At 36.6% G+C, this 14,475-nt stretch carries 15 protein-coding genes and 1 pseudogene; 11 read left to right on the top strand and 5 right to left on the bottom strand.

Going from position 1 to position 14,475, the window contains the following annotated elements; all coding sequences use genetic code 11:
* Positions 1-13: 13 nt before the first annotated feature.
* Positions 14-304: a hypothetical protein gene (locus ILA26_RS09750; protein WP_292896778.1), complete on the top strand. Its 291-nt coding sequence runs from the start codon at positions 14-16 to the stop codon at positions 302-304.
* Positions 305-308: 4 nt separating this feature from the next.
* Positions 309-1,103 (top strand): HAD family hydrolase, encoded by a 795-nt coding sequence (locus tag ILA26_RS09745; RefSeq protein WP_292896776.1) that lies wholly within the window; start codon positions 309-311, stop codon positions 1,101-1,103.
* 100 nt (positions 1,104-1,203) lie between these two features.
* On the opposite strand, the gene ILA26_RS09740 is transcribed toward ILA26_RS09745, so the two are convergent.
* The gene (locus tag ILA26_RS09740; protein ID WP_292896774.1) at positions 1,204-1,917 is read right to left on the bottom strand and encodes a sugar phosphate isomerase/epimerase family protein; all 714 of its coding nucleotides are present in this window, start codon (positions 1,915-1,917) and stop codon (positions 1,204-1,206) included.
* Between the two features lie 67 nt (positions 1,918-1,984).
* Between ILA26_RS09740 and ILA26_RS09735 the strand changes: the two genes are divergently transcribed.
* The 6 genes from ILA26_RS09735 to albA all read left to right on the top strand — a co-directional run bounded on the left by ILA26_RS09735 (position 1,985) and on the right by albA (position 7,860).
* Entirely contained in the window at positions 1,985-2,386 is a 402-nt protein-coding gene (locus ILA26_RS09735) for a PadR family transcriptional regulator (protein ID WP_292896772.1), read from the top strand.
* Complete coding sequence (locus ILA26_RS09730) at positions 2,383-3,429, top strand: ATP-binding cassette domain-containing protein (RefSeq protein WP_292896770.1); 1,047 nt, start codon at positions 2,383-2,385, stop codon at positions 3,427-3,429. The genes ILA26_RS09735 and ILA26_RS09730 overlap by 4 nt, the downstream gene beginning before the upstream one ends.
* Entirely contained in the window at positions 3,416-4,570 is a 1,155-nt protein-coding gene (locus ILA26_RS09725) for an ABC transporter permease (RefSeq protein ID WP_292896768.1), read from the top strand. Before ILA26_RS09730 ends, ILA26_RS09725 begins: the two co-directional genes overlap by 14 nt.
* 11 nt (positions 4,571-4,581) lie before the next feature.
* Positions 4,582-5,784, top strand: a complete 1,203-nt coding sequence (locus tag ILA26_RS09720; RefSeq protein ID WP_292896766.1) for a PQQ-binding-like beta-propeller repeat protein — start codon at positions 4,582-4,584, stop codon at positions 5,782-5,784.
* A 71-nt stretch (positions 5,785-5,855) separates the two neighbouring features.
* A complete protein-coding gene (locus tag ILA26_RS09715) occupies positions 5,856-7,400 on the top strand; it encodes a 2-isopropylmalate synthase (protein ID WP_292896764.1) in 1,545 nt (514 codons plus the stop codon).
* A 184-nt stretch (positions 7,401-7,584) separates the two neighbouring features.
* Positions 7,585-7,860 (top strand): DNA-binding protein Alba, encoded by a 276-nt coding sequence (gene albA / locus ILA26_RS09710; RefSeq protein ID WP_292896762.1) that lies wholly within the window; start codon positions 7,585-7,587, stop codon positions 7,858-7,860.
* Positions 7,861-7,866: 6 nt separating this feature from the next.
* Here albA and ILA26_RS09705 read toward each other — a convergent pair whose 3' ends face one another.
* Positions 7,867-8,526 carry a PHP domain-containing protein gene (locus tag ILA26_RS09705; protein WP_292896761.1) on the bottom strand — a complete coding sequence of 220 codons (660 nt, stop codon included), beginning with the start codon at positions 8,524-8,526 and terminating at the stop codon, positions 7,867-7,869.
* A 6-nt stretch (positions 8,527-8,532) separates the two neighbouring features.
* On the bottom strand, positions 8,533-9,564 hold the full coding sequence (locus ILA26_RS09700; RefSeq protein ID WP_292896759.1) for a DUF1786 domain-containing protein: 1,032 nt from the start codon (positions 9,562-9,564) through the stop codon (positions 8,533-8,535).
* 91 nt (positions 9,565-9,655) lie between these two features.
* On the opposite strand from ILA26_RS09700, the gene ILA26_RS09695 reads away from it, so the two are divergent.
* From ILA26_RS09695 to ILA26_RS09685, 3 genes are all read left to right on the top strand, one after another.
* Positions 9,656-10,957: a TrpB-like pyridoxal phosphate-dependent enzyme gene (locus tag ILA26_RS09695; protein WP_292896757.1), complete on the top strand. Its 1,302-nt coding sequence runs from the start codon at positions 9,656-9,658 to the stop codon at positions 10,955-10,957.
* 605 nt (positions 10,958-11,562) lie between these two features.
* Positions 11,563-12,342 carry a ParA family protein gene (locus ILA26_RS09690; protein ID WP_292896755.1) on the top strand — a complete coding sequence of 260 codons (780 nt, stop codon included), beginning with the start codon at positions 11,563-11,565 and terminating at the stop codon, positions 12,340-12,342.
* Positions 12,342-12,878: an AAA family ATPase gene (locus tag ILA26_RS09685; RefSeq protein WP_292896754.1), complete on the top strand. Its 537-nt coding sequence runs from the start codon at positions 12,342-12,344 to the stop codon at positions 12,876-12,878. Before ILA26_RS09690 ends, ILA26_RS09685 begins: the two co-directional genes overlap by 1 nt.
* 145 nt (positions 12,879-13,023) lie before the next feature.
* Here ILA26_RS09685 and ILA26_RS09680 read toward each other — a convergent pair whose 3' ends face one another.
* Together ILA26_RS09680 and ILA26_RS09675 are read right to left on the bottom strand one after the other, a co-directional pair.
* Positions 13,024-14,136, bottom strand: a complete 1,113-nt coding sequence (locus ILA26_RS09680; RefSeq protein ID WP_292896752.1) for a radical SAM protein — start codon at positions 14,134-14,136, stop codon at positions 13,024-13,026.
* Positions 14,137-14,354: 218 nt separating this feature from the next.
* Positions 14,355-14,475: pseudogene (locus tag ILA26_RS09675) on the bottom strand (IS5/IS1182 family transposase); the annotation flags it as partial.

Raw genomic sequence — 14,475 nt, 5'->3', positions numbered from 1 at the left:
GGAGGAATTTAATATGTTTAATGAATTAAACTGTTTCAATGATGAATTTACTATTAATGTTGTAGAAATTCTTTTACATTCGTACAGAAACGAGAAAAATTCAATTGAAGATAAAATTGCATATGAAAAACATATTAAAGAATTATATCCTAAGGAATTCGATGATTTTTTAGAATATAAGCAAAAAGTAGAAAGGAGAACTCCTAATTTAAAACAAATTTATTTTGATTGGATAGATGGTAAAATAAAAAAATTAGACTTTGACTATTTCAGTCCAGAAGGTTTAGACTTAACATTTATGTGATACTATGAAAAAGGCAGTCGTATTTGATAACTCAGGAACATTGATTGAAAGGTACAGGGTTGTCAAGGATGTCTTGAATGGCAATATATTCACTGACATCAACTCTTTGGATCTCATTGATTCAGCTGACGCTTTGGCCTTGGTTGTTCTACAGTTCAATACCAACAAGCTATTGGATTTGAATCCTGACACTTTGATTTCAGATGTTATCAGGGAGTATGGAATTGAATTTGACGTGAGCTTTTCAACCAGGCAGGTTTCAAAAGCGGAAGTCAAGGAGATTCTTGACAATGAGAAGTCCACCAAAATTTCAGACATTACCGACGGCTTTGACATCTTAAGGGAAAAGATTCCCTATTTCGAGCTGTGCAACGGTTCTGCCCTCATTGTTGACATGGATCTTGGAGTGGTTGCATACACCATCACTTCAGCGGGCAAGTTTTTCCCAAAGGTCTTTGAAACGGTCGAAACATTGAAATCCAGAGGAATTGAGATATTCATAGCTTCCGGTGACAGGAAGGGCGCCATCAACAGGCTGGCCAACATGCTGGACATTCCTGAGGACAACGCCTACGGAACGGTTTCCACTAGGGGAAAATGTGAGGTTGTATCCATCCTGAAGGAAGGCGGCTATAAGGTCATGATGGTGGGAGATGGCCTGAACGATGTTTTGGCTTTCAAAAAGGCTGATGTTAGCGTTTTAACAATTGAACAGCAAGAAGAGGTATCCCCTAAGATGATGGACAAGACAGACCACATTATCGAGGATATATTTGAAGTTACGATGATTGATTTTTAATCATTTTTTTATTTTTTCTTATCACTTATAAGTTATAACTGATATTTCAATGGTTAAAAGTTATAAGTTATAACTAATAACATTTAAAAAATAAATTGAATTATAGATTATCGATGACATCTTTGCTTTTAAGGATGTTATCCCAGTTGTTCAGCTCTATGATTGCAGTGTCAATCTTTTTAAGCAGATTCAAGTCAAGAGTGCCTTCACCCAATGTTATGTGCTGGTCTTTAACCCCATCGTTATCGTTGAGGTGACAATAGCTGATGTTTTTCAGTGAAAGCATCTCCTCTAGGTTTCCGCAGGTGTTTCCGTGACCTGTGTCGATTGTCAATGAACATCCGGTTGCCTCCTGAATCATTTCAATCTCCTCAACGGTGTTTCCCAGGAACTTTCCTCGCACAGGCATGTTTTCAACTGAAATCTCGACATTGGTGTTGTCGATTATCTCCCCTACGCTTTCGATTGCAAGCTCCAATGCCCATTTTCTAAGGTGTGGCTCGTTTCTTCCGATTATTCCCGGGTGAACTGTTATTGTATTTGCATTGATGCTTTCTGCATACTGTCCGCATTGTATCATTTGCTTTACGCTTTCAGCTCTGATTCCCTTGTTGAGGCTTGCGATGTTGATGTCCACTGTTGCTGCATGAATTCTCATGTCCAATCCACAGTCCTTGAACTCGCCATTGTCCTTTTCGTAGAATGGATCTTCCCCAAGAATTTCAACTATTTCAAATCCATGTTTTTTAGCTAAATCGATGATGTCGTTATTCGGTTCCATGAATAGAGCTAGTGTTGTAAAACCCAATTTCATGTTTAAATATAAGTAACGACTATATAATAAATGTTAACATATATCAAAAATTGACATATGGTGAAATATGATAGAAGAAAACTTTAGCGAATCACATAAGAAAGTCTTCAAGAACTTCTCCAACGGCATAATTCACAACTTGATACTGTGGATTATCTCAAGGGAGGACATTCATGGCTACGGCATCATGAAAAGGCTAAATGAGTTTTTTAGCTTTGAGGATTCGAAATGTGATATCACTGTAAATTCAAGTAAGATATATCCAATTCTATCCAAGATGGAGAAAAATGGATTTATAGTTGGCGAATGGAAAATAAATGAAAACAATAAAAGGGTTAAGTTTTATTCAATCACTGAAGATGGAGAAGTCTTTCTAAAGACAATTCAAGATCACATGAATAACATTTTGGATAACCCTTCATGGTTAGAATTTTTTGAAGACATGACCGGACGGGAGATTAACAAATGAATGCAATAGAAACAAAGAACCTGACAAAGGTTTACAGCAATAACTTTACCGCTGTTAATTCCCTTAACTTGGAAATTCCTGAAAAGACTATTTTTGGAATGCTGGGTCCTAACGGTGCAGGAAAAACAACAACAATCAAGATGTTGACCTGCCTGATTCAGCCTACCTCAGGTAAGGCAACTGTTGGTGGATATGATGTTCAAAAAAATCCTGATGAGGTCAGAAACCTCTTGGGAATGGTTCCCCAACAGGTAAGCCTGTATAAGGATTTGACAGTCATGGAAAACTCACAGTTGTGTGCGGACTACTATGGCGTTCCACAGGATGAAAGGGATTCTAGAATTGAGGATTTAATGGAACTTGTTGACATAAAGTATGCAAAGGACAAGCGTGTGGGTCAGCTATCAGGAGGCCAAAAGCAAAAGGCGTCACTTGTTGCCAGTTTGGTTCACAGGCCTGAAATCCTGTTTTTGGACGAGCCTACAATAGGACTTGATCCGACCACAAAACGCACTCTCTGGGATTTGATTAGGGAATTGAATGATAATGGCCATACAATTATCCTATGTTCCCATGACATGTATGAAGTGGACATGCTCTGTGACAATGTGGGAATCATAAACACCGGAAACCTGGTGGCTTATGACACACCGCAGGGCCTTAAGGACTCTCTTTTGGAAAGCAACAAGAAAGAAATGACTGAAGCTTTAAGTCAAATATCCAGTGAAAATGATGTATCCACTTCCACTAAGGAGGATATAGAAAAGCTTAGCTTGCGTAAGATGTCATTTTTACTTAAAAATCAAAATGATGAAATCATAGATTCAATCAGAAAATCCGAGGATGTAAAAAGCATTGAAGTTGCTCACAATGGACGTATAAATTTAAGGATTGACAGTTTTGACGACATGGCCGTTCAAAACGTTTTAAATGAAATCATCGCTTCAGGTGGTGTAATCAAGTCAATCACAACTGAAGAGCCTTCATTGGAGGATGTGTTTATCAAAGCGACTGCAGAGGTGAATGAAGATGATAGAGCCTAAGAAATTCTGGTGGATGATAAAAAAGGAATTGATTTCACTTAAAAGGCACCCTGCCAGATTGGTTTCAATTCTTGCATTTCCTATAATCATGATTCTGCTTTTCGGTTACGGAATGGGAGGGGAAATGACCGACTTGCCTATTGTTGTGGTTTCCCAGTCTCACGGAGATTTGACCGACTTGACACTTGACACCATCAAGGACACGGAGACATATCATGTGGTTGAGGTAATTGATGATATGGACGAGGGAAAGGAGCGTGTCGATTCGGGAGAAGTCAAGGCGGCTATCATATTGCCGTCCGATTATGACAAGGACTCTTCGCAGCAGAAATCCGTAACGCTTTATTTGGACTCTTCAGACCAGATGGCATCACAGATTCTTGAATCATCAACTCAGGGAATATTTTACAGATTGTCCAATATGGTCGCTTCACAAACAAGCGTGTCCACCAAGGATGCGGACATCGAACCGTCAGTAATCCATTCCTTAAACAACTTTAAAGATGACATCAGCCTGCACATTAATCGTATTTATGGAAACATCAAGTACATTGACTTTTTAGTTCCTGCAATATTGGGTATGACCATCATGATGAGCTGTATGATGGGAATGGGTGCAACCATTGCAGGTGAACGTGAAACAGGTGAGCTTGCAAGACTTTTCATGACTCCTACATCAGTTTCAACAGTAATCGGTGGAAAGATTGCGGCCAAGCTTTTAATTGAGCTTGTAAGGGCACTGATACTTATCTTCATGGCGGTGCTGCTCTTCAATGTCAGCATCAAGGGAGGTTTCCTCCAGACATTCATCGTGCTTGTGATAGGGGCGCTTTGTTTTGTCGGATTCGGTATCATGCTTTCAGCAAGAACCCAAACACAGGAGGATTATGCCCAAATTTCACTGCCGTTCTCAATGCCTATGATGTTTGTTTCAGGAGTGTTCTATCCGATTGAAACAATGCCTTGGATCTTGCAGAAGTTGGCTTATGTTTTCCCATTGACTTACCTTAATGATGCAATGAGGGGAATAATGCTTAAGGGTCAGACCTTAGGTGACGTATGGTTGGATTTGGTCGTGCTTTTAGGTTTCACAGTGCTGTTCTTTATAATAGGTGTGAAACGATTTAACAGGGATGTATAGGAGGTTTTCAAATGTATAAAAAATTATTAATCGCATTTATCATTGGTATTTTGTGCTTGTCTCCAATTGCCGCTGAAAATTGGGATTCATTTGCGGGAGGAGTCAATCACAATGCATTCAGGGAAGGAAATTCAGATTTCGTGACAAATCTTTGGACATTCAACATGGAATCTCCAATACATTCATCCCCGGCAATATATGATGATTATGCATATTTTGTATCTGACAATGGAATTTTAAAGGCTATTGACATGTCAACAGGTGAAGAGGAATGGGATTTGGATTTAGGGGCTCAAACAAATTCCTCACCTATAGTTCACAAGAACAGGTTATACATCGGATGTGAGGATGGCCTTAAGGCAGTCAACATTAACTCCCACAAGGTCATTTGGGATTATGACTGTGATAATGTGGCTTCAACTCCAGTATACTATGAGGATGTCATTTACTTCGGAAGTGACGACGGCCACTTGTATGGATTGGATGAGGACGGCAAGGTTCAGTTTAATAAGAATCTTGGATCTGACATTAAATCTTCACCGATTGTTGTAGACGACAATATCTATGTGGGTTCAACCAATGCCAAAATGTACAGCATTGGTACCGACAAGGAAAAGAATTGGGAATTCACAGCGGGAGATGAGATTTTATCATCACCGACATACGTCAACGATAGCGTCATTTTCGGATCAAATGACGGCAATATATACTGCATAAACACCTCAGATGGTGATTTGGTATGGAAGGAGGACCTCAACGATAAGGTCATTTCATCCCCAACCCTGGATAAGCATGACAACAGTGTGTTCATAGGTTCTGATGAGGGCAACTTGACCTGTTTGGATGTCCGTGACGGAACTGTTAAATGGAGCCATTCTGTCGGCGGCAAGGTTCAGACAACTCCTGCATTAAAGGACAATTTGGTGGCATTCGGATCTAACAACGGATTTTTATATGTGCTGAACAAGTACACTGGAGCAGAGGAATTTACATACAACCCAGGAACAATCCTGTTTAACTCAGCTATAACCTCTTCTCCGGTTATAAATGGAAACAGTCTCTTCTTCGGTGACGATTCCGGACATGCATATTCATTGAACATCGAGAAATATGAGGTTCCGGGTTCAACCCAGATGTACTATTCAATAGCGGTTTTAATTATTGTGATTATTGTTGCTGTTGTATTGGTTAGAAAGGTAAAAAGCAAAAAATAGTTTTTTTACCTTTTCAATAACTTTATAAAGTTTTATTAAGAATATTAAACTATCAATAAGGAAGTAATACGATGACTATAAGCAAAATGGAAATACTAAAAAAGGAAAATATGAATATTTCAGACAAGATTTATATTTTCGACACAACCTTAAGAGATGGTGAGCAGACACCTGGTGTCGCTCTTACAGTGGACGAGAAGATTCAAATCGCACGAAAGCTCAACAACTTGGGTGTCGATAAAATTGAAGTCGGATTTCCGGCTTCTTCACAAGGCGAAATAGAATCAGCTAGAAAAATCAGAGATATGGGCTTGGATTCAACACTTGTAGGTTTGGCACGTTCATTGCCTAGTGATATCGATGCCGTATTGGATGCTGGTTTGGAATATGTTCACACTTTTATTGGTACTTCCCCGTTGCATCGTGATTACAAACTTAAGATGTCTAAGGAAAAGATTATCGAAACAGCCGTTAACTCTGTCGAGTATGCAAAAGATCATGGTTTGACAGTAGAGTTTTCCGCAGAAGACGGTACAAGAACAGAAAGGGATTTCCTGTTTGAAACATTCAATGCAGTTGTTGATGCAGGTGCAGACTTTTTGGATGTTCCGGATACAGTTGGTATACTGACTCCAAATTTCACCCAGGAATTGATCACTGATATAAAAAGCAATTTCGACACTCCTATCAGTGTACATTTCCATAACGATTTCGGTTTGGCTACAGCCAATACATTGACAGCTATTGAATGTGGAGCAAACCAGGCTCACGTTACAGTCAATGGTTTAGGTGAAAGAACAGGTAACTGTTCACTTGAGGAATTGGTCATGACCCTCAAGTCAGCTTATGGAATTGATTTGGGATTGGACACTACAAGATTATATAGTTTATCTAATCTCGTGGGTCGTTTGACAGGGGTTAAGATGCCGGTCAACAAACCAATCGTTGGAGATAATGCATTTGCTCACGAATCAGGAATTCATGTTCATGGTATATTGAATAACGCTTCAACCTATGAGCCGATCTCTCCAGAGATGGTTGGACATTCCCGCCGCATTGTTTTAGGAAAACATACAGGAGCCAACGCTTTAAAATCAAAACTTAAGGATTATCATATTGATTTGAATGAAGAGCAATTCTGCAAGGTGTTTGATGAGATTAAGGCATTGGGTGATAGTGGAAAATGTGTAACCGATGATGATTTGGTTGCTATTGCTATTACTGAGCTTTCTTCAGCTCGTGAAACTCCAATTGTTTTAAAAGGCCTGGGGCTTTCTTCAGGTAATGGTGTTTCACCTACCGCTACCGTAAGGCTTGAAGTTGAAGGTGTTGAAAAGGAAACAGCTTCAATAGGTGTTGGACCTGTTGATGCTGCATTGAATGCTATTCGGGACTTGCTTAAGGATGATATTGATATGGAACTTGAAGAATATAACCTTGAGGCTATTACAGGAGGTACTGATGCATTGGCTGAGGTATTTGTGGTTACTTCTGATTCTCAAGGTAATAAGTCCACTGGAAGGTCCACTAATCAGGATATAGTCATGGCTAGTATATTGGCGGTTTTGGATTCCATTAATAAATTATTGTTGATTAAGAATTCAAATTTTAGTTAATTTTTTTATTAATTTTAAATTTTTTTTAAAATAATCCTATTTTTTATTATTCTTTTTTAATTTATATCTATATTCTCTTATTTTTTTATAAAAAATTAAGTTTTCTTGTCCTTTTTAAAGATTATTGGATTTTGTGTAAAATTTTATATACATAGATGACCTAAGTTATATATGGTGAGTTAATATGGAAAATAATACAATTTTTGTTGGTAGTAAACCTGTTATGAATTATGTTTTAGCAGTAGTAACTCAATTTAATGAAGGATCTAACAGTGTATTATTAAGAGCTAGAGGAAAAGCTATAAGTCGTGCTGTTGATGCTGCTGAAATCGTAAGAAATAGGTTCGTACCAGATTCAGAGGTTACTGATATTAAGATTTCTACTGAAGAAATTGAAAACTATAACCATGAAAAAACAAATGTTTCTATTATTGAAATTTTAATTGAAAAGAGCGAATAACTCTTTTTAATCAAATTTCTTTAAAACATTTTTATCAAAAAGGTATTTTGAAAGTAATATATTTGATGTTCCATTTCCATGAGCCTCTACTTTTCCTTTTGATATTGCTTTTAAAATGCTATCAATATCCTTTTCACAATCGACCAAACTATAACAATCACCAACAAATTTCCAGTAATGTGCATCGCTTGCGCCCAGTCCTGGGAGATTTTCTAATTTTGACAATTTTTTCGCCTTACTATTGCAATATCCAACAATGAATCTTGCGTTTTTTGTCTCGATTGCATCAATTTTTAAGTCTGTATAGTCGGTTTTGTGTAGAAGTCCATGTCTGTAGAAACAGTATGGATGGGGCACTATTGCAAGACCCCCTAAATCATGAATTCTGTCTATTGTATCTTGAGGTGATAGGTCACGAGGTATCTTTTCCTCACACCCAAAACCAAGGATATGGCCTAGTGATGAAGAAATTTCTATGGATGGAATTGCTAATATATCTGTGTTTCTAGTTTTACGCAAAACTTCACTTGTTCCGTCAACGGTATTGTGATCGCTGATGGCAATCACATCTATGTTTCTTCTTTGTGCTGTCTTTAAAATGTCATCAATCTTTGAATTTGAGTCGGGTGAATATTCACTGTGAATGTGAGAGTCCATTTTAAGCATTTGAATCTATCCCAATATTGTTTTTATCAGTCCAACGGTACCGGTCATCATCACGTCGCCTCCAGGAGCCGCATGATGCCAGTCGAGGTTTGTCTTTTCAATCAATTCCCTTTTAGGTCCGCTTACTATCACTTTTTGAATTTCAGATATTGGATTTAAGACATGTGCTCCATGTCCATGGTCATTATAGACTTCCTCATGGGTTATTTCTCCTGAAGCCAGTCTTTTGAGGTATCTTTCCAATGATTCACCTGTTAAACTAGAAGTGTGATGTTCAAAGACTCCTTGAATCTTTCCATCTTCAATGGATGCTGCTGTTGTATGTCCGTTTCCGATATCAATAACAATGTAGCTATTTAGTTCTTTTGCCACTTCATCGAAACACATTCCAGCTATTGATGCGAACTTGGTGTCCATTACAAGAGGCAACTCTTCAATTCCCTCGCTTGCTACTTGCCTTCTGACGGATTGCATTCTTGTGAAGTATTCAGGCAGGTCATCGCCCCTGAATCCGAATTCAAGTGGGGAAATTGGTTCGGAAACCTTTTCCCTTATCTTTTCGAATCTGAAGTCCCTGTCCCCCATGTTTTCATTGTATCCGTGGTCTTGTACAGCTATAGCAATTTTGTCAAAGTCGAACTCCAAATCATAGCCCAGCAGGAACTCAGACAATTTGGTTAGGTTGATATCGCCCAGTTTGATTTTGGAATAGGATTCGTAATCCTCGTTTTCATCAGCTATTTCTATTCCAAACGATTTGACCTGATTGATATCGTCACGTATAGTTTTAGCGCATGTTGGTTCCATTACAACCTTGTATCCTTTTTCCATATGTTCCAGGATTGTATTTTTTATCTTTCCTCCTCCCATTATGTCTCCTTCGAAATAGATGTCATTTTCAATGTCTCTTATCTGCTGTGAGATAAATAGGTGGGGAGATGGTAAAACCAGTTTTATTGAGTTTTCCAATTCTTTTTCTGTGTCATAAATCATTATGTCCTGTGTTCCTGTTCCAACATCTATAGCTAAAATTCTCATGATTTTTAATTGTTTTTTATATTATTAAAATTTTAAGTGTACATTTATGTACAACAAAGCTTTAAATAGTACATTATTCATACTTATATTCATGACTTATAAAATTGAATTATCCTCAGACGAAGTGCCAAAACAATGGTATAATATGCTTGCAGATTTGCCAGTTCCACTTCCAGCTCCAAAAAACAGTGAAGGTAAAGATCAGATTTCTTCATTACAATTAGCGTTTACAAAATCAGCTTTAGAACAGGAATTTGCAACTGACAGATACATTAAGATCCCTAAAGAAGTTAGGGAGTTATATATGGAAATGGGTAGACCATCTCCTTTAGTTAGGGCAAATAAGCTTGAAGAGTATTTGAATACACCAGCAAAAATTTATTTTAAAAGAGAAGATAGCTCACCAACTGGTTCTCACAAATTAAATTCTGCTATTCCTCAGGCTTACTTTGCTAAAAAGGAAGGTGTTGAAAGATTAACTACAGAAACCGGTGCAGGCCAGTGGGGTACTGCATTGTCCCTAGCTTGTAACTTACTCGACCTCGAATGTACAGTTTACATGGTAAAGGTCTCATTCAATCAAAAACCAGACAGAAAGAACATCATGCACATTTATGACGGTAATGTTTATGCCTCCCCAAGTGAAAACACCAAGGTTGGCCGTGAAATATTGGCTGATAATCCGGATCATCCCGGTTCATTGGGTGTGGCAATTTCAGAAGCTATGGAAGAGGCTTTGGAAAATGAAGAAGTTAAATACTCATTAGGTAGTGTATTGAACCATGTGATGTTGCATCAAACCGTAATTGGTCAGGAAATGAAAACTCAACTTGAAATTGCAGAAGAGACTCCTGACGTGATGATTGCATGTGCTGGTGGTGGAAGTAACCTTGCAGGTTCTCTGTTCCCATTCATTAAGGATAAGATTGACGGCAATTCCGACACTCAATTCATTGCAGTCGAACCTAGCGCATGTCCTACATTGACTGAAGGAACTTATGATTATGATTTCGGTGATATTAGTGGATTTACTCCAATGCTTAAGATGTTTACCTTAGGACACGACTTTGTTGCTCCTTCCGTTCATGCTGGAGGATTAAGATACCACGGTATGTCTCCAATTGTTTCCCTTTTAACTAATGAAGGTTATATCGAACCTAGATCCGCTCATCAAAGAGACTGTTTCAATGCTGGAATTATTTTTGCCCGTAATCAGGGTATAGTTCCTGCTCCAGAATCTACACATGCAATTAAAGTGGCTATTGATGAAGAATTGAAATGTAAAGAAACTGGAGAAGAAAAAACTATTGTGTTTAACTTATCCGGTCATGGAATGTTGGATTTGAAAGGATACGCTAGCTATTTCGAAGGAACTATGGAAAATGCTAAATAATCCTTTTTCCTTTTATTTTTTTTAATTTTTTAGTTATAACTTATAACTAAAATATTTTTTTCTTGATTAAGTCTTAAATCTTGTTTTATATATGAATTTCTTTTCACTTGAACTATAACTCACAAAGATTTCGATTGAAATATAAGTTATTTTTCAGTTCATTTAATCGTTTCTTGCTTCTCTTAAAATGTAATTTTATTCTTACCTTTTCATTAGATTAGTTGATGTATGAATTATTTTACTTATAACTTATAACTTTTAACATTTAACTTACACCTGTTACACTAATAACTTATTTGTGAAAACGAATACTTTATAAGATAGAAGTTATAAAATATAACTTATTTGTTAAAAGTTAGTTATGATAAGTTATTTCTTAAAACTTATTTTTTATAATTTAGAAGTTTTAACTTAAAACTTATTTCCTATCCCTTAGAAGTTAAAACTGATAACTTATTTCCTTTAAGTTTTAAATTAAAAGGAATAACTTAATCCTTTTAACTTATACTGGATAACTTAAACGTTATTCTTTAGAACTTTGAATTTTTAAGTTATAATTCATAACTGGTAACTTAAAACTTATCAGATAAAGGAGAATTCTTTAAATGAGTGAAGTAATTGCGGTGATGAATCAAAAGGGAGGCTGTGGTAAAACAACTACTGTTGTGAATACTGCAACATCCTTAGCGGTAATGGGCAAATCTGTTTTGGTTGTGGATATGGATCCTCAAGCCAATGCCACTACAAGTTTTGGTATTGATAAGACCAAAATAGAAAATACAATATATGATGCTATCATTGGGGATATTAATGTTAAAAAAGCAACAATTCCTACGTTTATTAAAAATTTATTTATTATCCCAAGTAATATATCCCTCAGTGGTGCTGGAATGGAGCTTTCTCAACGTGAAAATTATCATATTATCCTAAAAGAAACTCTTAAAGATGTTGTACCATTATTCGATTACATTTTCATCGATTTACCTCCTTCATTAGGAGTCATAACAGTCAATGCATTAGTAGCTTCCGATAGTGTTCTGATACCTATCCAAGCTGAGTATTATGCTCTTGAAGGAGTAGCTGATTTAATTAATACAATAAAATTAGTTGAAAAAAGGCTTAGAAGCCCCACTCCAATTAAAGGAATTCTCCTCACTCTATTTGATAAAAGAACTAGACTTAGTAAAGATGTTCATAAGGAATTAAAAAATTACTTTGGCGAAACAGACTTATTATTCAAGACAATCATTCCTAGAAATATTAGATTGGCTGAAGCTCCTAGTTTCGGTAAACCATGTTTAATCTATGATCCGGACAGTACAGGTACAAAAGCTTATTTAAAGTTAGCTAAAGAAATTCTTAAACGTGACGGAGAGGATTTATAATGGCTAGGAAAGGACTCGGTAAAGGATTAGATTCTTTAATACCTGATTTTTACAACGAAGATTTCGACAGCAATTCACCTCAATCCCTGGAGGATATGCTCAAGAAGAATGAACCTGTTGAAGAAACTGAGGAAGAAGTTATTGAAGAAGTTAAAGATGATGAAAATGTTGAAGACGTTAATTCAGATTCCACTGGAAGTGGAGAAGTCCAAGAAGAGGTCCCAGAGGAAGAGGAATCAGAAGAAGATGAAGAGGATGATAGCACATCCGAAGACCTACCTAGCGATGAAAGCGTTGAAGATGATGTACAAACATCACAAAAAATCCAAGTGAACCAGGAACATGTGGATGAAGTCATTGAAATTGTAGAGAAAAATCCAAGGATCACTTTATGGTCATCAAAATCTTCAGCAGTTTTCAGATATTTAAGAAAAACCGAACCTGAATTCAGCATTTCCAAGGAAGCTTCTGTTCTGATTGAAGAAGCCGTTGCCAAAAAATATCCTGAAATTTGGGAGCTATTTAAGGATTTATAATATAATCTATTTACACTTGAAATTATGGTGAATAGATTCTATTAAAATATATTTGTTTTAAAATTTTATCTATTATTATAGTGAAATTACCCATCATTTATTTTAAATTAAAATCACACAATCATCATTATAATGACAGTTTATTCTAAAAATCGAAAGTGGTTTGATATTCTCCACTTATTTTAATGTAAGGCTCTGCCCTATCCACTACAACCCCTAATTTTTTAAGCTGTTCTTTATTGGAGAATGGCATTTTTTTACGAATAGATATAATTTCACGTGCAGATTTCACGCCTATGCCTGGAACTCTTATAAGTTCGATGAAGGGTGCTGAATTTATTTCTACAGGGAAAATGTCCATGTTCTTTGCGGCCAGAATCTTTGGATCCTGGTCAAGTGAAAGCTGGTCATTTTCATCAAATACCAATTCCTTAACATTATAATGGTAATCATTAAGCAAGCTGTCTGCATTATATAGTTTAGCGGTTCTGTCAGTAGAACAGGCTTCCTTATTTCCGAATTCTGTTTCCGCAATTGGGGTGAATGCTGAGAAATATGTCCTTTTCAATTCGGAATTTTTGTATATTTTTTCCATTCTACTCAATATTTCTTTGTCACTTTCATCGTTTGCACCGACAATGAGCTGTGTGGTATGGGTAGAATTTGGATATGTTGTACTCTTGTGCTGTAGACTGTTGATCCATGACAACCTTTTCAATATGTCCTTGTTGTAGTCCTTGGTGGAGGACAGTTCAGCCAAACCGGATGGTGTAGCTGCTTCAATGTTTATGCTTACCCTGTTAGCAAGTGCCATTGCCCTTTTGATGTCGTCCTTGCTTGCCCCGGGGACCACTTTCAAATGGATGTAATCGTCATAACCGTACTTGTTTCTCAGAAGATGCACGGTTTCTATCTGCTTTTCCATTGTAGAGTCTACATCACCTGAAATTCCTGAGCTTAAAAACAGTCCATTTACCAGGCCTCGGTTGTAGTATCCGAGAAATGCCTTGGCCAGTTCTTCCGGTGACAGTTCCAATCTTGTAAAGTTTCTTTTTGACTGGTTGATGCAGTACTTGCAATCGTTTTTGCATTTATTTGTTAAAAGTGTTTTGAAAAGAGGAATCTTACATCCGTTATGGCCTATGGCCTCATAAATTCCGGGCAAGTTTATTTGAGAGCTCTTGTTATGACTAACGTAATCGCAAAGATCATACTGTGCTGAATCTGTTAAGATTTTCATCTTCTCTAGCGTAGTCATAATATTTATTATAATCCATTAATTATTAATTAGTTTCTTTTTTTTTATTTTGCATAAAATAATTTTTTTAATTAACAAATAAATTTTACATAGTTCATTTTTTTCCAATTTTTCTACTGATTCATATATTCAATTTTATTTTTATCATATATTCTTTTGAAATGTAAGAAATGTTATACATTATTTTAATTAGTAAAGTATTTAGGGGCCTGAATTTTTTAGTTCTCAGATAATTGTTGTATGGCCGTTTTTGAGTAGTATCCTTGTGATATGATTAGGGCTCCTAAAAATACATTTAGATATACGGTTTTTGCAACTGATTTTGGTGTGTATTTGTGT

The organism is Methanobrevibacter sp. (assembly GCF_017940815.1).
In the GTDB taxonomy this organism is placed as follows: Archaea; Methanobacteriota; Methanobacteria; order Methanobacteriales; family Methanobacteriaceae; genus Methanocatella.
The sequence above is the reverse complement of the archived record's forward strand: the minus strand, read 5'-3'. Positions and strand labels throughout refer to the sequence as shown.